This window comes from Nitrosococcus watsonii C-113, from assembly GCF_000143085.1.
Lineage (GTDB): Bacteria > Pseudomonadota > Gammaproteobacteria > Nitrosococcales > Nitrosococcaceae > Nitrosococcus > Nitrosococcus watsonii.
On sequence record NC_014315.1, the window covers coordinates 1244830 to 1266238 of the forward strand.

19 protein-coding genes are annotated in these 21409 nt (G+C 53.9%); 5 read left to right on the plus strand and 14 right to left on the minus strand.

What is annotated here, in order from left to right; all coding sequences use genetic code 11:
• Nucleotides 1-50 precede the first annotated feature (50 nt).
• The gene (locus tag NWAT_RS05725) at nt 51-518 is read left to right on the plus strand and encodes a nucleoside deaminase (protein ID WP_013220197.1); all 468 of its coding nucleotides are present in this window, start codon (nt 51-53) and stop codon (nt 516-518) included.
• 180 nt (nt 519-698) lie between these two features.
• Here NWAT_RS05725 and NWAT_RS05730 read toward each other — a convergent pair whose 3' ends face one another.
• The 3 genes from NWAT_RS05730 to NWAT_RS05740 all read right to left on the minus strand — a co-directional run bounded on the left by NWAT_RS05730 (nt 699) and on the right by NWAT_RS05740 (nt 7547).
• A complete protein-coding gene (locus NWAT_RS05730) occupies nt 699-2471 on the minus strand; it encodes an efflux transporter outer membrane subunit (protein ID WP_013220198.1) in 1773 nt (590 codons plus the stop codon).
• A 109-nt stretch (nt 2472-2580) separates the two neighbouring features.
• A complete protein-coding gene (locus NWAT_RS05735) occupies nt 2581-4245 on the minus strand; it encodes an efflux RND transporter periplasmic adaptor subunit (protein ID WP_013220199.1) in 1665 nt (554 codons plus the stop codon).
• Nucleotides 4242-7547: an efflux RND transporter permease subunit gene (locus NWAT_RS05740; protein ID WP_013220200.1), complete on the minus strand. Its 3306-nt coding sequence runs from the start codon at nt 7545-7547 to the stop codon at nt 4242-4244. The genes NWAT_RS05735 and NWAT_RS05740 overlap by 4 nt, the downstream gene beginning before the upstream one ends.
• A gap of 294 nt (nt 7548-7841) precedes the next feature.
• Here NWAT_RS05740 and NWAT_RS05745 point away from each other — a divergent pair, with 294 nt between their 5' ends.
• Nucleotides 7842-8375, plus strand: coding sequence for a MauE/DoxX family redox-associated membrane protein (locus NWAT_RS05745; protein ID WP_013220201.1), 534 nt, complete (start codon nt 7842-7844; stop codon nt 8373-8375).
• Nucleotides 8376-8391: 16 nt separating this feature from the next.
• On the opposite strand, the gene NWAT_RS05750 is transcribed toward NWAT_RS05745, so the two are convergent.
• From NWAT_RS05750 to NWAT_RS05785, 8 genes are read right to left on the minus strand one after another with little or no spacing between them, the layout of a single operon-like run.
• Nucleotides 8392-10089 carry a complex I subunit 5 family protein gene (locus NWAT_RS05750; RefSeq protein ID WP_013220202.1) on the minus strand — a complete coding sequence of 566 codons (1698 nt, stop codon included), beginning with the start codon at nt 10087-10089 and terminating at the stop codon, nt 8392-8394.
• Entirely contained in the window at nt 10089-11588 is a 1500-nt protein-coding gene (locus tag NWAT_RS05755; RefSeq protein WP_013220203.1) for a complex I subunit 5 family protein, read from the minus strand. The genes NWAT_RS05750 and NWAT_RS05755 overlap by 1 nt, the downstream gene beginning before the upstream one ends.
• The gene (locus NWAT_RS05760) at nt 11585-13057 is read right to left on the minus strand and encodes a complex I subunit 5 family protein (RefSeq protein WP_013220204.1); all 1473 of its coding nucleotides are present in this window, start codon (nt 13055-13057) and stop codon (nt 11585-11587) included. Before NWAT_RS05760 ends, NWAT_RS05755 begins: the two co-directional genes overlap by 4 nt.
• 33 nt (nt 13058-13090) lie before the next feature.
• Nucleotides 13091-13408, minus strand: coding sequence for a sodium:proton antiporter (locus NWAT_RS05765; RefSeq protein ID WP_013220205.1), 318 nt, complete (start codon nt 13406-13408; stop codon nt 13091-13093).
• On the minus strand, nt 13405-14088 hold the full coding sequence (locus NWAT_RS05770) for an MnhB domain-containing protein (RefSeq protein ID WP_013220206.1): 684 nt from the start codon (nt 14086-14088) through the stop codon (nt 13405-13407). Before NWAT_RS05770 ends, NWAT_RS05765 begins: the two co-directional genes overlap by 4 nt.
• Nucleotides 14089-14110: 22 nt before the next feature.
• Nucleotides 14111-14401: a Na(+)/H(+) antiporter subunit B gene (locus tag NWAT_RS05775; protein WP_013220207.1), complete on the minus strand. Its 291-nt coding sequence runs from the start codon at nt 14399-14401 to the stop codon at nt 14111-14113.
• Nucleotides 14398-14712 carry a monovalent cation/H(+) antiporter subunit G gene (gene mnhG / locus NWAT_RS05780; RefSeq protein ID WP_013220208.1) on the minus strand — a complete coding sequence of 105 codons (315 nt, stop codon included), beginning with the start codon at nt 14710-14712 and terminating at the stop codon, nt 14398-14400. The genes NWAT_RS05775 and mnhG overlap by 4 nt, the downstream gene beginning before the upstream one ends.
• Nucleotides 14709-14978 carry a monovalent cation/H+ antiporter complex subunit F gene (locus tag NWAT_RS05785; protein ID WP_013220209.1) on the minus strand — a complete coding sequence of 90 codons (270 nt, stop codon included), beginning with the start codon at nt 14976-14978 and terminating at the stop codon, nt 14709-14711. The genes mnhG and NWAT_RS05785 overlap by 4 nt, the downstream gene beginning before the upstream one ends.
• A 140-nt stretch (nt 14979-15118) precedes the next feature.
• Here NWAT_RS05785 and NWAT_RS16005 point away from each other — a divergent pair, with 140 nt between their 5' ends.
• Both NWAT_RS16005 and NWAT_RS17975 read left to right on the plus strand, forming a co-directional pair.
• A complete protein-coding gene (locus NWAT_RS16005) occupies nt 15119-15700 on the plus strand; it encodes a hypothetical protein (RefSeq protein WP_157679816.1) in 582 nt (193 codons plus the stop codon).
• Nucleotide 15701: 1 nt separating this feature from the next.
• Complete coding sequence (locus tag NWAT_RS17975; RefSeq protein ID WP_083781426.1) at nt 15702-16202, plus strand: RNA-guided endonuclease TnpB family protein; 501 nt, start codon at nt 15702-15704, stop codon at nt 16200-16202.
• Between the two features lie 38 nt (nt 16203-16240).
• Here the strand turns inward: NWAT_RS17975 and NWAT_RS05795 are convergent, their stop codons facing one another.
• Nucleotides 16241-16756 carry a Na+/H+ antiporter subunit E gene (locus NWAT_RS05795; RefSeq protein ID WP_013220210.1) on the minus strand — a complete coding sequence of 172 codons (516 nt, stop codon included), beginning with the start codon at nt 16754-16756 and terminating at the stop codon, nt 16241-16243.
• A gap of 193 nt (nt 16757-16949) precedes the next feature.
• Between NWAT_RS05795 and NWAT_RS05800 the strand changes: the two genes are divergently transcribed.
• Entirely contained in the window at nt 16950-17882 is a 933-nt protein-coding gene (locus tag NWAT_RS05800; protein ID WP_013220211.1) for a universal stress protein, read from the plus strand.
• A 114-nt stretch (nt 17883-17996) separates the two neighbouring features.
• Here the strand turns inward: NWAT_RS05800 and NWAT_RS05805 are convergent, their stop codons facing one another.
• Complete coding sequence (locus NWAT_RS05805) at nt 17997-19661, minus strand: PEP-CTERM sorting domain-containing protein (RefSeq protein WP_013220212.1); 1665 nt, start codon at nt 19659-19661, stop codon at nt 17997-17999.
• A gap of 487 nt (nt 19662-20148) precedes the next feature.
• Nucleotides 20149-21408, minus strand: coding sequence for a hypothetical protein (locus NWAT_RS05810; protein WP_013220213.1), 1260 nt, complete (start codon nt 21406-21408; stop codon nt 20149-20151).
• Nucleotide 21409: the final 1 nt, after the last annotated feature.

The following is a 21409-nucleotide window of genomic DNA, read 5'->3' on the forward strand; positions in this document are numbered from 1 at the left end:
TCCTTTGGAAATGCCTGTTAGATTGCAGGTGAGTCAGTGGGAGAAGCGGTATGCATGCAAGGTTCATGGCGGAGGCGATTAGCCTGGCAAGCAAGGGTATGGGTGATGGTCTTGGGGGACCTTTTGGCGCTGTGGTGGTGCGCGATGGAGAAATACTTGGGCGCGCCTGCAATGATGTTATTGCATTGCGCGATCCCACTGCCCATGCAGAAGTTCAAGCTATTCGCATGGCTTGCAGGAATCTTAATGATTTTCATCTGGAAGGTTGCACTCTATATTGTAGCTGCGAGCCTTGCCCCATGTGTTTGGGAGCCGCCTATTGGGCTCGGATCGCGCGGATTTATTATGCCGCTGGCCAGGAAGATGCGGCCCATATCGGCTTTGACGATGCAGCCATTTATAGCGAATTATCCCTTGAACCAGGCAGGCGCCGGATTCCCATGTTTCAGCTCATGCGGAATGAAGTTCTGGAGGTTTTTGCGCGCTGGCAGGAAAAGCCCGATCGAACCCTTTATTGATGGAAGAGTGGGTTAGGTTGCCGCCGAAAGGGTGTTTTGCCAGGTTTGCTTCCAATCATTTTTTTAAGAGATAAATGCTTGGGGTTGCGGCGTTCGCATCAAAGCTGCGTTTCCCGCTCCTGGGGGGCATCGCACTTCCTTGTGCCATCCCCTCAACGATCTTAAAGATAGCGGGTTGGGTTAGTCATTATTACCCTTGTTATGTTGGTCGGTCTCCATTTCCTCAGGAGGTACCGCCATTTTGGGTACAGACATTTCCCCAGGGGGATGAATAATGAGATCCTGATTTTCCCCGTTGCTGCCTGTGGGTATAGCGATTCCTTCGATGGATTGAGTGAGATCATCGTATTGTTGACTATATCTCCCATCATTGCTCGTTGGGGCATCGATTCCCCCGACGGGTTGGGGTTTGCCAAGATCGTTATATTGAAGAACACCGAAGGGCTGTATCTGCTCGTCGGTAGGCAGTTGCTCGCGGTTCCAGCCTCCGCCGAGTGCCCGGACGAGCTCAACCGAGGATTTCATCAGCTCAGCTTTACCCCTGACTACCTCGATACGCGCATCCAGGGTGTTGATTTGCGCGAACAGAAGGTCAAGACTGGTTGCCAGTCCCCCTTGATAGAGGTTGACGGTCAGGTTTTGCGTTTCCAGGGCGGCTTCAACCGAGGTTATCAGTTTTTCGACTTGGGCAGAGATCAAATTCGTCCGGCTCAAACCGTTCTCGACCTCGCGAAAGGCATTGAGTACCGTCGAACGGTAATCGTCTACCGTCTCGCGATAAACCGACCAAGCTTGTTGCAAGCGGGCGCGGCGATGCCCACCCTGGAAAATCGGGAGCGTAACCTCTAAGCCATAGGTCCAGAAACTCTTGGCCATATCGAATAGGCCGGTGCCTCCTTCAAATCCGCTGCCAGCCCTGAATGAGATATGGGGATAAAAGGCGGCGCGGGCAATGCCGATAGTGCGGTTCGCCTGGGCCATCTTGCGCTCCATGGCGGCAATATCGGGCCGGCGCTCCAGTAAGGTTGATGGAATTTCAACCGGTAATTCAAACTTGGCCATGGGAAACTCATCGAGCGGCGCGACTTTAAAGCTGCTCGCTGACCGGTTAACGAGCACGGCGATCGCATGTTCTATGACCTGGCGTTGGGCCTGAATCTCAAGGAGCCTCGCTTCCGTGCTGAATAACAGGAACTGGGTACGCGTGACGTCGATTTTCGGCGAAATAGCCCCGTTAAAACGGTCTTCAACGACGCCCAGCAAGTTTTTGTAGTAGTCGACCGATTGACTCAGGATGGCCGTTTGCCCATCCAGGCTACGCAATGTGTAGTAATTGGTTGCAACTTCCGCTTGCAAGCTGAGCCGGGCAAGTATGTATTCAGCAGCCCGTTGCTCGGCGCGGTAAATTTTCATGCGGGTTCTATTGCGAATCCTTGACCAGAAATCCGGCTCCCAGCCAGCAAGTCCCCCAAATTCAAGCGTCGTTTCTCGGTCAGGTTCGCCAAGGCCGCGGAATAGCCGCTCTTCCGACTGTTTATTGTTGGAAGCGCCGAACCCTACTCCCAGCTGGGGAATGAGCCGTGAGCGGACCTTCATCATGATGGCCCGAGCCTGAATGAATCGCTCAGCGGCAGCATGGAGATCCGGGTTGGCCTCCATGGCCTGTTTTTCGAGCTCATTCAAAACTGGATCGTCATAAAGTTTCCACCAATCCGGGCGCAGCTCGCCTTCCGACGGGTTCGCTTTAGCAAATGGCCCCGACCCGCGCCACGAGTCGGGGAGAATAAATTTTTCCGGTTGATAGTCAGGCGTCAGATCGATGGCGGGACCCCCCATGCAAGCAGACAAAGCGAGCGTTAATAGGGAAACGCAACCGCTCCGGGCGCGGCGAACAAACACGTGGGCATGGCTCTTTCGGTATGCCCCTTTACCGATAGTATTGTGCTTGATCATAGTTTTTTATTGATTTATTTAGAAAAGCTGTTATCAGGATGACGGCGCGGTATTCCCACTAAGGACGATGAGCTCGCTCATCGTCCTTAGTGGGAAACGGATGAGGAGGCTAAGGATTGTCTCTCATAGCCAGCTCGCCGTGACGGCCAGAGGTCATATCGAGCACTGCCTTCTGCTTCGGTGTGCCGGCCGTTTCGAACCAGAGCGTTAACGACCAATCGCCTGCTTTAGGTAAGTCAAGCGATCCACCGTAAATACCGGGTTTCACCTCCCTCACCTCGGCTGGAATCTCTGTTGGTTTTTGGGAGTCCTCCGTCGTTATTTTAGCAACCGCTTCAATTGCAGCGTTTTGGATAGGTCGTCCTTGCTGATCTCGAAGGTAAATCACCAATATATTTTTGCCTACCACTGGTTTGTTAGGCTTCAGGGCGACATCGAATTGATAGGGGCCTACTTTATAAGGCAGCGTGCGGTTATCGGTGTCTTGCTTGCCTGCCGCCTCTTGAGGGGGTTGTGCACCAGTCTCGGGGGAAGATGTTTTACTGGCCGTTTTCTGGGTCGGTAAATCAGAATCGGTCGTTTCATAGGGTGATTTTATATACCCTTTCGCCGGCTTATCAATGATGCGCACCTCGTCTCCCTCGAGCAAGGCGGCACTAGGGTTGTCCACAAGGCGATCAGTTGTGGAGATACCCGCCACTTCCAGAGTCCTGGCGCGAATTCTTCTCACTTCAATCGGCTTGAAGTGAATACGGTTGTCTGCGGTTACGATGGCCGCCGTCGCCCCCTCTTCCTCAAACACCAAGGAAGTGGTCGGAATGGAAACCGCGCCGCGCTCAACCGGCGCCGTAATCCGGACTGAGGCGTAGGAGCCAGGCCAGAGCACCCCGTCCTCGTTTTCGATGATAAATTCGGTTACCGCGGTCCGCGTGCTCACGTCAAAACCCCCAGCCACCGTTAGGAAATTGGCTGTGAAATGGCGCTTGGGAAACTGGGGTACGGTGACATCGGCTGTCAGGCCGGGCTTAAGAAAGGGTCCGAATGATTCCGGCACGCTGACAAAAAGACGCATCTTGCTGGTGTCGGCCACGGTGAACATGTTGGCTTGCTCTTCTCCTTTCAGGCTAAGGCTGCCGGTCTCGTTGACATAATCGCCGACGTTAACGTTACGCTCTATCACCACTCCATCGAAGGGGGCAAGGATGTGCCTGAAGCTTCTCTTCGCTTCGATGTTTTTGAGTTCCTGTTTCGCTCGGTTGAGCTCTGCATTTTTGACTCTTTCATTGGCCGTTTTCACCGAGACCGATTGGGTGGAAACCGCTTTGGTATCACCCAGATTAACCCAGCGGCCCTTGGTTACGACGGCAAGTTTATATTCGGCCTCTTTAGCCTTCACTTCCGCTTCGGCCATTCTATACTCAGCGTTAACCATCGGCGTGTTGAGTTCAGCGAGAAGGTCGCCTTTTTTCACCTTGGCGCCGTAGTCCGAGTACCACATGTCCACATAGCCCGATATCCGGGCGTAGATGGGCGCTTGGTGCCAGGCCACAAAATTCCCGGGAAGGTCAATGGTCTGGTTTGCCTCCAACTCCTGGGGATATAGGACCGTTACCGCTGGAATAGCCCTTTCCAGGGTTTCTTCCCGTACTGCAGTGGCGTTGTGTTTGCTTTCGTAAGCCCGGTAGCCTAAATAAAGCACGACAATAACCACGATGACGACGATCAGCAGGGCGCTTCCGCGCCATGATTTTTTACGATGCAAGTTCTCGTTCATGAATTACTCTCCAGTTGAGCAACGGTCCGCTGCTGACGCCGGTTGTAGATGATGGCGTACACGCACGGCACGAAAATCAAGGTAAATATGGTGGCCACTACCAGACCGCCTATGACGGCACGTCCAAGTGGCGCGTTTTGGGAATTGCCGAGCGACATCGGTATCATGCCGACAATCATGGCCGAGGCGGTCATCAGTACCGGACGGAAGCGGGCAATCCCGGCTTCGACCGCCGCCTTCAATGCTTCGCCGTGCATTTCGATACGCTCTCGGGCATAGGCGACCACCAGGATCGAGTTGGCGGTGGCCGTTCCCATGGTCATGACGGCGCCGGTCAGGGCGGGTATGGAAATATTGGTATGGGTGAGGAACAACATCCAGGCGATGCCCGCCAAGGCGCCAGGTAAGGCCGTGATGATGATGAAAGGGTCGACCCAGGACTGAAAGTTAACGACAATCAGCAAATAAATCAGCGCGATTGCGGCGATAAGACCGACGATCATCTCCACGTAGGCGCCCTCCATGAGGCTGGCCTGGCCGTGAATTTCCACTACCGCGCTGTGGGGCAGCTCGTCTTTCATCTCATGGACGACGTGCCTGACATCTTTGAGTATTGCGCCCAGATCCCGTCCTTCTGGAGAGACATAAATATCGAATAGCGGCATGATGTCGGCATGGGTAACAACCCCTGGGGTGCCGATGGGGGTTACCGTGCCGACATTGCCGAGCAATTGCAGTTTGTTGCTTGAACCCTCGCCGCCTTCGTTGCTTTGAATGGGCACCGTCAGCAATTGATCAACCGTTTTGAGTTGTGGCTGGGGGATGCGGACATTAATGGGGTAGGTCATGCCGGTGGCTCGATCCAGCCAGAAGTTCAAATCGATCTGATAGCTGCCAGCGGTTGCTACTAGCATATTGTGGCCAAAGGTCTTCTGGTTGATATCGACGCCCAGACCGAAGGGCCGATCGGATTCGACCAAAAGAGTCGGCGTATTCATAGTCTGCTGGATGACCACATCCCTGGCGCCTGGAATCTTGCTTAACTGGCCGCGCAATTTACGGGCGAACACGAAATTATCAACCGGATCGGGACCGTTGATCTGCACATCGATAGGGGCCGGAGAGCCAAAATTGAGAATCTTTGCGGTCAAGTCAGAAGGCTGGAAGGTAAAATCAGTGCCTGGGTAGCGTTCTCTCAAGCCCTTGCGCAGGGTTTCCCGGTAATCCCAGACCGGCGATTCCTTATTTTTCAAAGTGATGGTGATATCGCAATCCTGGGAGCCGATGGTTGGGGTTGGAATGAAGGCCAGGTTATGGGGACCGACTGGTAGGCCGCAATTGTTGATGACATCTTCCACCTGTCCGGGCAGCAGCCGCCTGATGTCATGCTCCACCAGGGAGGCGATGCGGCTTGCGACCTCGATACGTGTGCCGAGAGGTGCCCGCATATGCATTTGCATGATATCGGATTTAATTTCGGGGAAAAAGTTGCGGCCGTTGAAATAGAACAGGCTCCAGGACAACAGGGCTATGATCAACATGACGATGACGGTTAAACCGCGGCGGTCAACCGACCGTTCAAGCACGCCGCCATAGCTATCGCGAAAGCGATTGAACCCGCGTTCGAAGCCTTGCTGGAAACGGCTGAAGATGTTGCTTGGTTTTTTCTTTTCCTCCGGCACGGGCACGGCAAAATGGGTGCCTCCAACATTATGCATGGCTTCCTCTTCCGACTCCCGCTCGGTCAGTTCGTAGGTTTTCTGGGCGGAGCGGTCGATTTCCGGATGATCAGGATGGGGATGGTCGCTGGGGGCGTTGGGATCGTGCAGAATGTATTTCGCCATCGTCGGCAGCAAAGTATAGGACAGGAAAAATGAAGCGATCATGGCGAAAATGATGGCTTTTGCCATGGGCCCGAACAGGAAGCCGGATACCCCGCTAAGTCCGAACAAGGGGAACCAGACGATCGAGATGCCCAACGTGGCGACAAAGGTGGGTAGAAGGATCTGCCTGGAGCCATCGAGGATAGCGGTCTCCAAGGGCTTGCCCATATGGATATGGGTATCAATATTTTCTATTACCACGGTTGCGTTATCCACCAGTACCCCCACCGCTAGGGCCAACCCGCCCAGAGTCATGACGTTGATCGTCTCTTCAGAGGCGTGCAGGGCAATTAGCGAGCACAGAATGGATAAGGGGATGGTGGTGATGATGATTGCCGTGGGTCGCCAGGAACCAAGCAGTAGCAGCACGATCAGGCCGACCAAGGCCGCGGCGATGAGAATTTCATGCACCACCTCCTCGATCGAATGCTCCACGAAGCCGGAAGCATCGTTGACGACCTTGAGCTTCACGCTTTCGGGCACGACCTTTTCAATCCGCGGGATCATTGACTTGACCCCCTCCACCACCTCCAGGGTTGAGGCCTCGCTGCTTTTCATGACCACAATCATGACTGCTTGCTTGCCTTCCACCAGCACCGGGTTCTTTATCACTCGGCCCATGAGGTTAACATCGGCGACATCGCGCAGATAAATGTAATTATTGCCCTCTCTTTTGATAGGAATATTTTCGTAATCCTCGACCTTCAGCACGGAGGAGTTGGTCAAAACGACCCAATCGTAGGAGTAGATTTTCATGTCTCCTCCCGGCAGCACCAGATTTTGCCGGTTGACCGCTTCGTGGACTTCCTCGGGGGTGAGGTGACGTGCCAACAATTTTTCCCGGTCAATCATGATTCCAATCTGCATGTCCTGCCCGCCATAGGGATGGGGCAGAATCGCTCCCTCTACAGTGACTAGCAGAGGGCGGATGCGCATGATGGAAAGGTTGTACAGTTCCCCCGGTGTCAGGTCATCGGAGGTTACCTGCAGAGTGGCCACCGGCACTGACGAGGGTGCAAGCTTCATGATCATGGGAGGAGCAATATCCGGTGGTAAGAAATTGACCACCGTTTGGGCAATCGCCGTGATGTCGGCTTCGGCTTGGGCAGGGTCGACGCCGTGTTCTTGCAAAAATATATTGATGATACTGCTGCCAAAATAGGAATGGCTGTGGATATACTTGATGCCTTCGACCGTCGAGGTCAAAAACCGCTCGAACATATAGGTGATCCGCCCTTCTATGTCTTGCGGCAGCATGCCATCGTAGGCCCAGACCACCGAGGTGACGGGGATTCTGATACTCGGGAAGATATCGGTCGCTGCGTTGCGCACCGACTGAAATCCGAGTATCACAATAAGAATGGAAAGAACAACGAAAGTATAAGGCTTTCGTAGGGCAATAACGACAAGCTCGTTCATAATAACTTACCATGGATGTTAATTAGGACATGCCCATAACCCGTGCAGCATCAATGCCAATTTGTTTATACAAATAAAAATCAATAGCTTGTATGAGGTTTAAGCCAGTACACTGGCTTAAATCACCCACGGTAATTCTTGAGAAAGGCTGAAAACCACCATATTTTTGAACACAGTTGTATTTTGAACTATGTTTTAATTATTAGGATTGGATAGGTTTCACAGGGTTGGTTGAGTAGTCGTACACAATTGGCCCTACTCTTCTTCAAATTGGGATAGGGGGATAAAGAGATTATGAGTAGGGCATTATCAAGCAATGATGCAAAAGTACGGGATGGGGGGCGAGGCGAGACGCTGGCGGATTACTGGCCCTTGATCTCCCTAGTGGGCGGCTCCGCACTGGCGGCATGGGCAATCGCGGATGGTTTCGCCAGTGTTGATATGCGTACCTTTATGCATGCTTATATGGGCGTATTCTTGTTGGTATTCGCGCTATTGAAGATTTTTAATTTAAACGGCTTTCAGGACGGATTTGTGATGTACGATTTGCTGGCCAAGCGGGTCAGAACCTACGGCTATGTTTATCCTTTTATTGAGCTGGCCCTTGCCATTATGTACCTTAATTTCATTGCGCCGGAGCTTACCTACTGGGCTACCGTGGGGGTTTTTAGCTTTGGTGCGATTGGCGTCGTAATAGCGTTGCGGCAGGGACTTGATATCAATTGTCCCTGTATGGGCAGCGTGCTTTCGGTTCCTCTCTCAACCGTAACCTTAACGGAAGATATTGGCATGCTAGTAATGGCCCTACTGCTATTGTTCGTTGAGTAGCCTATTCCCGAGTACGTTAAATTATGAGGGAGCCGAATAATAGGAGGGCAATCATCAAGAATAGGAGGCCAAAGTTCTTCCAACGCCGCAAGACTGTTTCCAGATAGGCTGAGGCCGTGGGGAGATCCCATTGTCCAGATAACCGCTGGGGTAGAGTCAAGATTTGAGGCTGAAGGCGAAAGATTGGATGAATTACCTTATTCCACCCGCGGGCGATAAAGCTTAACCATCGCTCGATCAGAACCAAAATATCGCCGCTCGGAATAAACCAACTCACCCCAAGCCGGTGGCACAGTAAACTTCCTAATATAAAGAGCGCGACGCCCAGGAGAATGCCCCACCCTCCGCTTTTGATAGCAGCCGAGGTGAGGGAAGACGCGGCGGCTTGCTCGGCGGCAGGCCAAAGCCAGGTGGCAAAGTTAACGGCCAATAGAAGCCCTATGGCAGGTAGCCACATTCCTGGAGGTAGGCGGCCCCCTAAGCCTTTAGGCCAGGTGAGGTTAATAAATCGCGCCATGAGCAAAGTTGTTCCCAGACTGGAGGCAAACAAAAGGCCAGGCAACCCATCACTCCACGGCGGAGCAGTTAAAGGACTTAGGGATTTTAAGGCTGTTTTAGCAATGATCCCGCTGGTAAAAGGAGCGCCCGCGAGGGCAAGCGCCGGCAATAAGAGGGTCAGGCGTACTAAAATCCCGCCGCTATGGTGGGTCAGTCCTACGGCCAGGAACAACGCGCTCTTAGCCAGAGCGTGGTGAAGAGCAAAGAGGGTCAGGACGGTGAGTACCAGAGGCCAGTGGGCGGGTGCCCCTAAACTAACACCGACTCCGAAGGTCATTAGTCCCATTTGGCTAATACTGGAATAGGCCAGAAGAATTTTGGGCTCCCGCTGGGTTAGGCCCACCAGCACGCCATAGAAAGCAGCGGCAAAGCCGGCTATCATCAATCCATTGCCCCACTGAGGAAGGGCCATTTCTCCCAAGGGCAAGAATCGTAGCCAGCCGAGCAGTCCGGCATTAATCATGGCCCCCCCTAAGACCGCACCCCCTGGCACGGGGGTCGCCCCGTAGGCCAGGGGCAGGGAGAAATGTAGAGGCAGGAGTCCCAATTTAATGCCGAAACCTATCAATAACAGGGTTAAAACCACCGGACCGTAGGTTGCGGGGGAGGAGTGACTCATCTCTACGGTGCCTGTTTTGACAGCCAATAATATAAGGGCGGAGAGCAAACAGGCTTCGCCGATGATAACCAGGGTTAGATAAACATGTCCGGCCCGTCTTGCTTCTTCGCTCCCTGAATGGACGATTAAACCGTAGGCGGCTATGCTCATCAAAGCGAAGAAGAACAGAAAGCTCATCATATCCTGGGCCAGGATCAGCCCTAGATTGCCGGTCATGGCGAGGAGATAGAAGAAAAAGAACCGCTCCCGGTGAGGATCTTTGACCTGGTAGCAAAGGCCATAAAGGCCGGCCAGCCACCACAGCAAGGCAGTAAGAGAAAGAAAGAGAGCGCCGGTAGAATCTAGACCCAAGCGTGTCCCCAAAAGTAGCCACGGAATCTGAATTTCAGTGCCCACTGGCAGCCAGTAGCTGGCTACTAACGCCGGCAGAGCGGCCCAAGGAGTAAGCAGGGTGATAAGCGGACGCAAAGCGGGTATTGACCAGGCCAAGATCAAGCCTAGGGGCAGAAGCAGGATGAGGGGCAGCACTAGACTCATCAGGGGGAGGGGTATTCCCGGACGGCAATAAGGCGGGCCCATTCGGCGGGGCTGAAGGGCGCATGGGCCAGAAGACCAGCGCCTAGAGCCATGGCCGCGGTGATGAGGGGCGGCAGGAGTAGCATCCAGTGAGTCTCTAAGCGGCCACGGGATGTTTCCTCGGGCCAAGGATTTTTCTGGGGACTGAACCAGGCCCTATAAAGAATGGGTAGAAAATAGGCGGCATTCAATACACTGCTAAGAGCCAGTATCCCTAACACCCATTCTGCCCCCGCCAAGACAGAGCCACTTCCCAGGTACCATTTACTGATAAAGCCCGCTAGGGGCGGGACGCCAATCATTCCTAGGGCGCCTAGGGTAAAAGCGGTCATGGTCCAGGGCATGCGCCGTCCCACGCCAGCCATCTCGCTAATACGGTGGATGCCGAGAGTTTCGGCTAAATTGCCGGCACAAAAAAACAAGGTGATCTTCATGAGCCCCTGATGTACCAGATGGGCCATGGCCCCAATGGTGGCAACTGGATTTAAAAGGGCGATGCCCAAGGCAATATAAGAGACTTGACTGATAGTGGAATAGGCCAGTCGGCGTTTGAGATCATCTTGAAACAGGGCCCGTACCGAGCCGTAAATAATCGTAAAGGAAGCCAGCCAAGCCAGGGGTGCGGCCACGCCTAACTTGGCAACAAATTCGACCCCAAATACGTTGTCCACGATTCGGACGATACCGAAAGCGCCTGCTTTGACCACCGCGACCGCGTGCAAGAGGGCGCTGACGGGTGCCGGCGCTACCATGGCTTGGGGGAGCCAACCATGCAAAGGTACAAGGGCAGCTTTGACGCCTACACCGGCGATGAGCAGTGTAAAGATGATGGTCAAGGTTTGGGGATCGATGGGAGGAGCCTCGGCCAGTAGTCCTCCCTCGGTGAAGCTAAGCGGTCCCGCCAGCGTTTGCAGCCAGGCCATGCCCGTTAGCAGCAGCACACCCCCCATTAAAGTATAGCCCAGATAAATTTTGCCCGCGCGCAAGGACTTCTTTGTCCCTCGGTGAGTTACTAGGGGATAAGTGGAGAGGGTTAGCATTTCGTAAAAGATAAAAAAGGTTATCAGGTTACCGGCAAGGGCAATTCCTACCGTGGCGCTTACGCACAGACTGAAAAAGCCGAAAAAGCGACTTCGATGGGGGGAGGCTTCCAAATAACCTATGGCATAAAGCGTAGTAAAAAACCACAAAATCGAAGAGAGGGTAATGAATAACACCGATAGGGTATCTGCCCGGAGCAACAAATCCATCTCCGGTAGTAGAGGCAGCCGGGTCTCGTAGCTTTGGTGGTGGAAAACACCCCAGACTAAAGCCGCCACGAGCAGCAACTTGATAGTCGCCGCTGTCATATTGAGGGTAGTACGGGTCCTATAGGCACGTTGGGGGAGAAAAAAGATCACAATTCCGGCTCCCAAAGAACTCAATAGGATAAGCAGTGGCAGCCAGAAGCTCCAATTCATGGCAGCAAATATTGGTAAGACATAGGGGCGCCGATCTCAATGAGAGTCAGGGGTGTTTGGGTGATAAAACCAAGGCAGATGGCCATCAGGGCGAGCAGGAGCGCCGGCCACTCCATCAACCAGGGAACGGGACGGTAATGGGCTTTGCTTGGGGCTTGCATGAAAACGTAGGACAATACCCGGAAAACGTAGCCAGCGGCGAGCAAACCACCCAGTACAATAATGATTGCCCACCCCCACTGGCCATTGGCGATGGCGGCGGTAAGCAAAGACCACTTGGCGAGAAAACCCGCGCTCGGTGGCAATCCCATGAGGCTAACCCCCGCCAGTCCAAAGGCAAAGACGGTGACGGGCAAACGCCGGCTGATCCCGTTTAAGGCTTGAATGCGATCCTGTTGCAAGGCGTACAATAGGGTGCCAGCGGCCAAAAACATGCTTCCTTTCGCCAGGCCGTGGGCGAGGGTGTAATAAAGCGCGCCGCTCCAAGCGGTGGATGCCGCCATGCTATTTTGGGTCAAAGGAAAAACCAGAAACAGATAGCCCAACTGGGCCACGGTGGAATATGCCACCAGGAGTTTGAGACGCGGGGTCTGTAAAGCCTGAATGGAACCCCAGAGAATGGCAAAGGCGCCCAGTAGCCCTAGCAGGTTAGCCGCCGCTCCAGTGGTGCTATCGGGAAAAACAGTAAACCATAGTCGCAGCAAGAGATAAAAGGGCGCCTTGACTACCAACGCCGAGAGGGCGCTGCTGACCGGTGTAGGCGCATTGGCATGGGCTGGAGGCAGCCAAAAATGGAGGGGGAAAAGGGCGGTTTTTAAGAGCAGCCCCACCCCCATCAAGGTAAGCGCTGCCCTTGGCAAGGGTCCGGCCTGGACTGCTTGACCCAAGGATGCCATATCAACGGTGTGGTAGCCAGCATACAACAAGCCGACACCCAGCAGATAAAATAGAGAGCCTAGCAATCCTACCAGCAGATAACGCATAGCGGCATTTAAGGCCGGCGCCTGGCCTGAAAGCCCCACCAGCGCCACGGAAGCTAGCCCAATTAATTCTAGGGTAACATAGGCATTAAAGATATCGGCGGTAAGGAAAAGGCCGTTTAAGGCGGCCCACAAGAAGAGCCATAGGGGCCAAAAATAATCGGAGCCATGGTTGCGTTGGCGAAACCCAGCGTAGCCCATGCCATAAAAACTAACAAAAAATCCTACCGCGGCTGTCAGCAGGAGCATAAGCGTACTGAGGCCGTCCGCATAGAGATCAATCCCGAGGGGCGCGCCCCAACCCCCGATAGAATAACGCTGGGGGCCCTCTGTGAGCACTTGTTGCGTGAGCGCGATCACTGCCCATAGTATTCCTATGGCGGTCATGAGGCCGATAAGATTTTGGTAGCGATACAGGATGAAGGTCAGGAGTGCCCCCGTTAGGGGCAGCACCATGAGCCATGGGGCGCTGTGGTTGAAGATTGCCATGAATTCCTAGGATGAAACAGTCCTTTTAAGGGTTTATTCTGAGGGCGAATTATCATCCAGTTCCGTGCGCCCCGTTTTTCCCTTGACTCGAGCCGCGAGGGCCAGTCCGAGCAGCATGGAAGCCGAGGCTACCACAATCCCCGTCAGTACCATAGCTTGAGGGACCGGATCGGAAATCCCTTCCGGGCTGCGGTAAGCCGCGGCTACATAGACTAAAAAAACCCCGCTAGCCATGATGTTGAGAGCCAGAATTTTACGCAGCAGATGGGAATGGACGAACAGGGCGTAGAGGCCCAGGATGAATAATCCAATTCCTGTCAGGATATAAAGTAAAGCGGGCGTGAATATCATGGCTGCTTGTTGGTATGCCGGTGAGGCTGGCCACCCGCAAAAAGGGCAGCCAGGATTACCCCAATGGAAAGAGCGGCAGGAAACTCCAGCCATAGAATCTTGGTTTTCATCCACTGGGGAGAAACCGCCAACAGCAGATCCCCGCCCACAAGGGGAATCATGGCTGCGGTGAGAAAAATGGCGATGCCTAGCGCCGCGGCAAGGCGTAGCCAGATTTCCGGGGGGAGAGGAATCCCAGAAAGATTGGAGAGTCGAAAGAGTGCCCCTATTGTGCCCAACATGGCGCCGCCCTGGAAGGCGCCGCCAGCAGCGCTTCCCCCCGCCCAGACCAGATAAAAGAAAGCGAGGGCCATGAGGGGAAGCACCAGCCGTAGAAAATCGAGTAGGATAGGATCAGGAGAACTCGGGGAGGGAGGAGGGGCCTCCCCGAAGGACCATACGCCAACGAGGGCTAGGAGTAACACAGCCAATTCCAGCAAGGTATCGTAATCGCGAAAGAGCAACAGTACCGCCGTCACTGGACTGATTTCCCCGCCCGGCTCCTTGCCCGGCTCCTTAGCGGCAAAGACCATTGGCCCCAAGCCCGTTGCAATGGGGGCAAGATCCATGACTCCCCAGATCAGAATAGCCATGAGCACTAATAGCAGGGATAGCAGCACAGCTCTATAGGGATCTATCATGGCTGTGATTGCTGATCGAGACTTATTGGGGGTCATGGTGGTCGGGATTCGGTTTGCTTTGCCTGGGCTGGCCATTACTCATTCGGCGCCAGGTCACCAGCAAGGCGGTGCCCGACAGGCCCGCGCCGATAGCTGCCTCGGCGAGAGCGATATCGACGGCAGCCAGCCGCACCCAGGCCAATGCCATGATGAAGCTAAAGGCAACAAATAGCACGATGGCTTGGAACAAATCTTGGCCGGTGAGCATTCGCCAGGCTAGCCAAAGTAGGGTAAGTGCCAGCAACCCATCGATGCCCCACTGCCAGAAATTCATGGTTTATCCTTGGGCTGAATGCCCTGCTCTAATGTGGTTCGGGCAATGAGAAAGCTGGTAGTAGCGCTAGTAACCATCACCAATAGCCAGATCAAAATCAATTTGAGCGCGCTACTTAAAGTATCGGTCTGTAGCGCTAATCCAGCGATGAGAAGCCCAAGCCCCAGGTTATCCGCTTTGGTAAGGGCATGGAGACGGCTGTAGATATCGGGAAACCGCAGCAAGCCGAGGGTACCCACGATAAAGAAGAAGGTTCCCGACACGGTCAATGCCGCACTTAACCATTGGCTGATAGACACCGGATTAGTCATCGCTCTGGGGGTGATACGCTCCAGATATGCCGGATGAAAGCGATGGTGGCAACAGCCGCCAGCAAGGCAAGTACTAAGGCGACATTCTGTAGGGAAGGTGCCTGCATTGCCTCGGCCAATAACAATAAAATAGCCACGCTGGTGGTGCCAAAAAGTTGCGCGGCGAGCATCCGGTCTGCCGCCGTAGGTCCTCGCAGCACCCGGATGAGGCCCATCATAATGGTGACGATGAGAATAAGCGCTAATCCTAAATTAAGTGATGTCATAAATATTGCGGCTGGAGACCGCCCTCTTTAGGGGGCGGAGGTGGAAAGCCGCCCATTCGTTGATTCCGTGCTTTGCTAGTGATATAACTTTCACTATGAGTAAGCGCACCGTAAAATGCAAAATGCAGCCAACGCCCGCTATGGCGAAACAATTGGCGGATACTTGCGAGTCTTTTGCGAACGCCTGCAACGAAGCGCTTGCGGTTGCAGTGCGGCAAAACATATCGAATAACATCAAGCTGCATCACGCCTGCTATACCGACATTCGGAAAACCCACGGTCTTTCCGCCAACCTGGCAGTCCGGGCCATTCGCCGCGTAAACGCGGCCATGACCCGAGCTAAGCGCTATGGCGGCAAGCCTCGTGCTTTTCGTCCGACTAGCGTTGATTACGATGCCCGGATATTTGCTTTTCGAGAATCTGACGAAACGGTTTCGTTGACGGTAATGGGTGGACGCATCCATGTGCCGCTTGTGCTGGGTGACTACCAGCGCCGAGTACTTAAAGCTAAGAAACCGACCGCCGCCGTGCTGACTCGTTCGCGCGGGCGATTCAATATCAACATCGTGATCGAGGATATTGACGCCGAGCCACCGGGCGATAACACGCTGGGCGTTGACTGCGGCATCCGCAATACGGCGGCGACTAGTCACGGCACACTCACTGCACAATGGTCAATCCCGCCAACAATACAAAGCCAAGCGGGCGGCTGTCCGCGCTAGCTTGCAAAGTAAAGGAACACGCGGTGCACGGCGTGTTCTGAAGCGGCTCTCGGGCCGAGAATCGCGCCACATACGGCATGAGAACCACCTCCTGTCCAAGGCTCTCGTTGACGAAGCGCAAATGCACCAGTGCGGCACGATCCGACTGGAAAAGCTCACTGGCATTCGGGCGAGAACCAAGGTCAGAAACAAGCACTTGAATCGTATGGTCAACGGATGGTCGTTCGGCGAATTGCAAAAATTTGTCGAGTACAAGGCGACACGTGCTGGAATCAAAACCGAGCACGTTAATCCGGCCTACACCTCTAAAACCTGCTCGTGTTGCGGTAAACGCGGTAGCCGTCAACAGGATGTTTTTCGTTGCGCAACCTGCGGTGAAAGCCACAGCGATATTAACGCTGCGGCCAACATCGCAGGCGGGGGCGTGTGTAAACCGTCCCGAATCAATGCAGATTGTGAAATTAACTTTTCGCATGATGTAGTTGAAAGCTGCCTGCTTTAGCTGGCAGTTGTTTACTCCCGATTTTCTCATGATTGCTGCTATTTAGTGTGCGGCAATCGAAACAGAGCTGCAATACGTGTTTCAAGGGCTTGGGCTTCGGCGGCGATTGGGGCCTGGGTATCCAGGACATGGAGGGTAAGGCTATGGCGGCGGACGCGCGTCACTAGGGTGCCAGGCAAAAGGTTGATCGCATTGATAAGCAAGGTATGGGCCGGCGTACCTGGAGACAATTGGGTTGGGAATTCCACCAGGCCAAGATTAAGGGGTAAACGGGGCTGAAGCACCCGTTTTGCCACATCGATGCCAGCATGCAATGATTGCCAGCAAAAAAAGAGGATAAAGGATAACAGGCTCAGGTAATCCAGTTTGAAAGGGGCTGCCCGCGAGAAGCGGAAGCTAATGTAACTTGCTATTAGTATAGCGGGTACGCCTACACTCCAGGAAGCAGGAGCACCGTCCGTCAGAATCCACCATAGGCAGGCAAAGAGTAGTATTCGTACCAGGATAGAGCGCCAGGAAGCTAGCAAGAACTGTTGCGGGGGCTGGGATTTCAACGGGATTTCTCTTCCTTGTCTGGGTTATCTGGTAGTTATTGTGGAGCTGCGAATAGGGGGTATGCTTATGACTAAGAGCGCCTCCCGCCAATATTTATTATTTTGCCCCCATGCAAAAGTAAGTCAAGGATAGTCTATAATTAATATCAAGAATGGTTTACTAAACAATTAATTAGCAGGCGGGTTAAGCAGTATGAAAGAAATCAGGAATATCCTTTTAGCCCTCGATGGTAAATATCAGCGGCAGGCATTGATAGCCCAAGTGGCCGCGGTAGCAGAAAGCAGAGGCGCGCGGGTAACGCTATTGAGTGTTTTGGAGTCGCCGCCCAGCAGGCAGGAAGTAGGGATGGCATCGTCGGAACTCCAACAGCTTATGACCGAAGAGCGGGCAGAGCGGTTACAGGCTATCGCCTCGGAGCTTGAACAACATGGTGTTCAAGTAACGGTTAAGGTTGTTCAGGGAAAAGCTTTTATGGAAATCATTCGTGAAGCTTTAAAAGGGAAATACGATCTGGTTATGAAGCCCGCTGAAAGCGAGTCGAGCGTAAGAAGCATGTTGTTTGGCAGCACCGATATGCAGCTTTTGCGTATGTGTCCTGCTCCGGTTTGGGTTATTAAACCGACTCACCATCCCCAGGTGAGCAAGATTATGATAGCGGTGGATTTATTGCCCCTTGACGAAGAAAAAACCGCCCTTGCCGACACCGTGATGCAGTGGGGAAAAATTATCGCTCGCCTAGCCGGTGTTCAGCTTGATGTGCTTCATATCTGGGATCTGTATGGAGAAACGACCTTGCGGGGGAGAACGGTGCTGGCGGATACTATTGATAACTTGGTGCGAAATGAGGAGCAACGGCACCGCCAGTGGTTGGATGAATCGCTTTCAAAAAACGGGTTAGCGCCAGAAAAAGTACGGATACACTTTTATAAGGGCGAGGCGAAAGAGCTGATTCCCGTTATAGCCAACCAAATGGAAACGGATCTGTTGATAATGGGGACGGTGGGGCGCACCGGAATACCGGGTTTTTTCATCGGCAATACGGCTGACTCGGTGCTTCAGCAGGTGGACTGCTCCGTGCTTGCTATCAAGCCAGAGGGCTTTGTTACGCCAGTTAAGGTTGATTAGGGTTCTGTTGCCTCTGATGGGAGGGTATTGAAGGTTTGTTCGACTTTTTATCGATCCCAAACACGAACGAGACAAAAAAGGGCCGACATTTCTGCCGTGCCGGCCCCCTCGCGCTTATGCGTGCTCAAACGAATGGCCTTGCGGTTTCCAAGCCACAACTTTTCTCCTGCGACGTGCCATCAGGAGCCCACTTAGGCCAAAACCGAGCAGTCCAAGCGTGCCTGGTTCGGCCACGAAAACCGTTCCACCTTCCGCCGTCAGAGCAAACGTTTCACCTCCCAAGCCAATATTGACGGTACTGCCGCCAGTAATGCCCGAGTCGGCTGTGAACATCACGTCAATATTGGCGAAAGGGTTAAAGGTGTTATCAACCTGGAACAGAGCGAACCCAGAGAAAAAATCCTCGATATTGAGAATGTCCACCGGCTCAAACCCAAGAGTCAAATCGATCATGGCCGTTGCGCCAAAGATCACATCGCCGGAGACGATGAATTCATCCCTATCGAAAAGCGAATTGATCTCAAGTTCAAGCGTGCCGTCATTGACTATAAAATCGCCATCGATGGTCATTGTGCCCGGCGAATTACCCGGCGCGACCGTGCCGCCGTCGACAATCACATTACCGGTGATCATCCCATCGCCGGAAAGCCGGCCATCCGCATTGACGAACACGTTCTGCGCTGTGGCCATTCCGCCATTGCGCACCGTTAGGGAGGAATCCTGCCCGCTCACGGGTGTCACGTGGGGATCGGTATTGTTACTGGAAATATTGATATCGGTAAGGGTGGTCACCTCGCCGCCATTTTCCACTAGAAGATGGCCTGTTGATTTTCCCTGGGATACTTCGATGCCGATATCAATATCCGTAACGGCGGAAAGGCTCGATGCGACACCGCCCGCTGATATGCCACTAACATTGACCTGCGCGCCGTTGGCGTCAAGCGAATCAATAATAATGCCCGGTTCCTGCTTTCCATCAAAGACGAAGCCTGGCTCAAGCTGTTTCACCGCGCCGCCATCCGTGATGTTGACAACAGCCTGGCCAAATTGATTCTCGACAAAGATGCCGTGCTGGGCTTGTATTGTCGAGCCCTCGCCCGTCACGGTAACGTTCACATTTGTTGCCGTGGCTTCAGAATAATCGCCAATGAAGACGGCGCCCTGTTCAAATTCGCTCAATTGGCTGCCGACCGCATCAACAAGACCGCCATTGGAAACGGTCAATGTGCTGCTCGCCGAACCGAATGGAACAAGTATCCTGCCGCCGCCAGCGAAGGAGCCGCTTGCCGTCTGGCTTCGCAGCACCGATTCCGCGCCATCAATGGTGACATTTGAAGTCCCGGCGCTGCCTGAAAAACTCTCGCCGAGATGGATATCCGCATTGCTTTCCAGGACGCCACCTTGGCGAACCTCAAGCGCGCCGGAACCGCCAAAACCAATTCGCGCACCGATACCATTATTGATGGCTGCCGTGGCCGATCCCGAAATGCCATTACCAATGATGCGTACCTCGCCCGTTGATCCGGCGCTTGCACCAACGAGAAGTCCGCTGCCGCCGATTGCGGTAAAACTGTTTCCAGTCGCTCCCCCATTGACTTCCACTTCACCCGAAGCGCCTCCGTATCCGACATTGATCTGGCTCGTGCCAGTCGGTGTGATAGCTACATTCGGAAACACATAACCATTCGTAATCACTGTCGCACGCGCTCCGAACGCCATCACTGATACACTGGCGGCTAGAGCCAGGTTTATGGTTGTTTTTAAACGATTGCAGAACATTTTGTAGACTCCTTGCTTCTTAATCCGACCATTGTTGCATTGCCATAGGCAAAAATAACGCCAATAATTTTTTATTTTTTAAAACAAGTGGTTAATCAAAAATTAGCAGAGTTAAGCCGAAGCCCTTGTAAAGCAGGAGACACAATCAAATTATTATGAGTGGGTGCGCGCCTCGAAGAGGCCCGTGATTCGCGCTCCTTTCGGAGATTAAAATCCCCCCGCCTGCATGCGACATGCTTGGTATCAAAACCCTAAGGCAAAAATATCCCAACCCGCTCCAAGAGATTGTGAGATCAAGGTAAGTGATGACAATGCCTAAGTAAGTCCCTTGCAATTGAACCACTTGCGGCCGCTGAAGGGGAACGCTGGGTAATACATTGGTGGCAGCATCAATGGTTAACCTGCTCGGGCTGCCCGTTGCCCCTGGAAGGCGGGATGCGTTTTCGCTTTCCCGCCCTACGTGGTCCCAAAGGGAATCGAATCTCTGTTACCGCCTTGATAAGGCGTAGGTAACAAGAATTACTACACAAAAGCCTCCTATTCCGGCAAGCACGATGAAGAAATCGCGATTGTTTAGGTCCTCTGAAGGAGCATTTTGACTGGCAAGAAAGAGGCCCAGAGTCGCCCCAATTCCTAGGCTCCGTTTGGCGATGCCGAGCAGGGATAGGGCTGTGGCGCGCAGGCCCCCCACCGCGTAATCTAGCATCCAGGATTTAACGAGTGGCGGCAGGGCGAGCAGGATTGACTGCGCTAAGCCCAACAAAAGGGGGATAGCAGGCGGGGGGCCGGTTATTGCCGCGGCGCCCAGGCTAAGAGACAGGCAAAGCGCAGCCGCGATGAGCAATGCCCGTTGCTTATGGGTCAGCTTCTGGGTGGGGAAACGCCAAGCCAGATAGGTGCCGAGAGCGCTTACCAGCACCACCACGATGCAGTTGAAAGCGAAGATGCTCAGCGCGCGGTCGGCGACGGTGCTGCCTGGCAGTAGCTTAGCGGGTGCGAGGTAGTCGATATACTGAAACAGTAAATTGGTGCCGGCGCCTATGGTGACTGCAACCAGGAGGCCTGCGCGCCCACGCCGCAATACCGCCAGATAATCACGGAGGGGAAAGACGAGAAGTTTCCGTGAGCGGGGGGGCTGGGTGCTTAAATTCGGTAGCCGGGGAGGGCGTAGTAAAATCGCGCTACTAGCCAATCCCAGGGCAAGCGCGTAGGGAGCTAGACTAATATTGGCCAAGTTAGGGCGATCTAGGGAGGCATCCCAGGGCGGGCCGTAGAGTAGGGGAAAGGCCAGAGTTGCGGCCCCGAGATAGCCCAGATTATAGAGTAAATACCCTTCGGTAAGTTGGCGATCCGTAGCTGGAAGCCCGCCAGTCTTCCGGTTCCAGGCTTCGTCCAGCCAAGCATCCAACGAGGCGTGGTAGAGTCCCAGGCCGATACCAAAGCTCAGTCCAGCAGCATAAATTAGGGAGGGGGCGTTTCCGATAATCCCACCTATTGTCAGCAGGGCCCAACAACCCTGTGCCCCAGCAGCGGCGGCGATGGCGGCTGGGCGGCTATAATGATCGGAGACTGGGGGCGCGGCCAATTCTCCGAGCAGCATCCCAGCAAAGCTGGCGGCCATGAGCACCAGGACGGCGCGGTCCCCGGGCGCCAGCCGAGCGAACACCCAAACCTCCAGGGTATAGCGCAGGCCCACCAGGGCGCCAAATAGGGCGCAGAGCAGAAGATAGCGCGCCCGAATACCCATC

Bases quoted from the DNA above. Each gene is read 5' to 3' on its own strand.
- NWAT_RS05725 (WP_013220197.1), top strand. From the start codon at position 51: ATGCATGCAAGGTTCATGGCGGAGGCGATTAGCCTGGCAAGCAAGGGT.
- NWAT_RS05730 (WP_013220198.1), bottom strand. From the start codon at position 2,471: ATGATCAAGCACAATACTATCGGTAAAGGGGCATACCGAAAGAGCCAT.
- NWAT_RS05735 (WP_013220199.1), bottom strand. From the start codon at position 4,245: ATGAACGAGAACTTGCATCGTAAAAAATCATGGCGCGGAAGCGCCCTG.
- NWAT_RS05740 (WP_013220200.1), bottom strand. From the start codon at position 7,547: ATGAACGAGCTTGTCGTTATTGCCCTACGAAAGCCTTATACTTTCGTT.
- NWAT_RS05745 (WP_013220201.1), top strand. From the start codon at position 7,842: ATGAGTAGGGCATTATCAAGCAATGATGCAAAAGTACGGGATGGGGGG.
- NWAT_RS05750 (WP_013220202.1), bottom strand. From the start codon at position 10,089: ATGAGTCTAGTGCTGCCCCTCATCCTGCTTCTGCCCCTAGGCTTGATC.
- NWAT_RS05755 (WP_013220203.1), bottom strand. From the start codon at position 11,588: ATGAATTGGAGCTTCTGGCTGCCACTGCTTATCCTATTGAGTTCTTTG.
- NWAT_RS05760 (WP_013220204.1), bottom strand. From the start codon at position 13,057: ATGGCAATCTTCAACCACAGCGCCCCATGGCTCATGGTGCTGCCCCTA.
- NWAT_RS05765 (WP_013220205.1), bottom strand. From the start codon at position 13,408: ATGATATTCACGCCCGCTTTACTTTATATCCTGACAGGAATTGGATTA.
- NWAT_RS05770 (WP_013220206.1), bottom strand. From the start codon at position 14,088: ATGATAGATCCCTATAGAGCTGTGCTGCTATCCCTGCTATTAGTGCTC.
- NWAT_RS05775 (WP_013220207.1), bottom strand. From the start codon at position 14,401: ATGAATTTCTGGCAGTGGGGCATCGATGGGTTGCTGGCACTTACCCTA.
- mnhG (WP_013220208.1), bottom strand. From the start codon at position 14,712: ATGACTAATCCGGTGTCTATCAGCCAATGGTTAAGTGCGGCATTGACC.
- NWAT_RS05785 (WP_013220209.1), bottom strand. From the start codon at position 14,978: ATGACATCACTTAATTTAGGATTAGCGCTTATTCTCATCGTCACCATT.
- NWAT_RS16005 (WP_157679816.1), top strand. From the start codon at position 15,119: ATGGCGAAACAATTGGCGGATACTTGCGAGTCTTTTGCGAACGCCTGC.
- NWAT_RS05800 (WP_013220211.1), top strand. From the start codon at position 16,950: ATGAAAGAAATCAGGAATATCCTTTTAGCCCTCGATGGTAAATATCAG.
- NWAT_RS05805 (WP_013220212.1), bottom strand. From the start codon at position 19,661: ATGTTCTGCAATCGTTTAAAAACAACCATAAACCTGGCTCTAGCCGCC.
- NWAT_RS05810 (WP_013220213.1), bottom strand. From the start codon at position 21,408: ATGGGTATTCGGGCGCGCTATCTTCTGCTCTGCGCCCTATTTGGCGCC.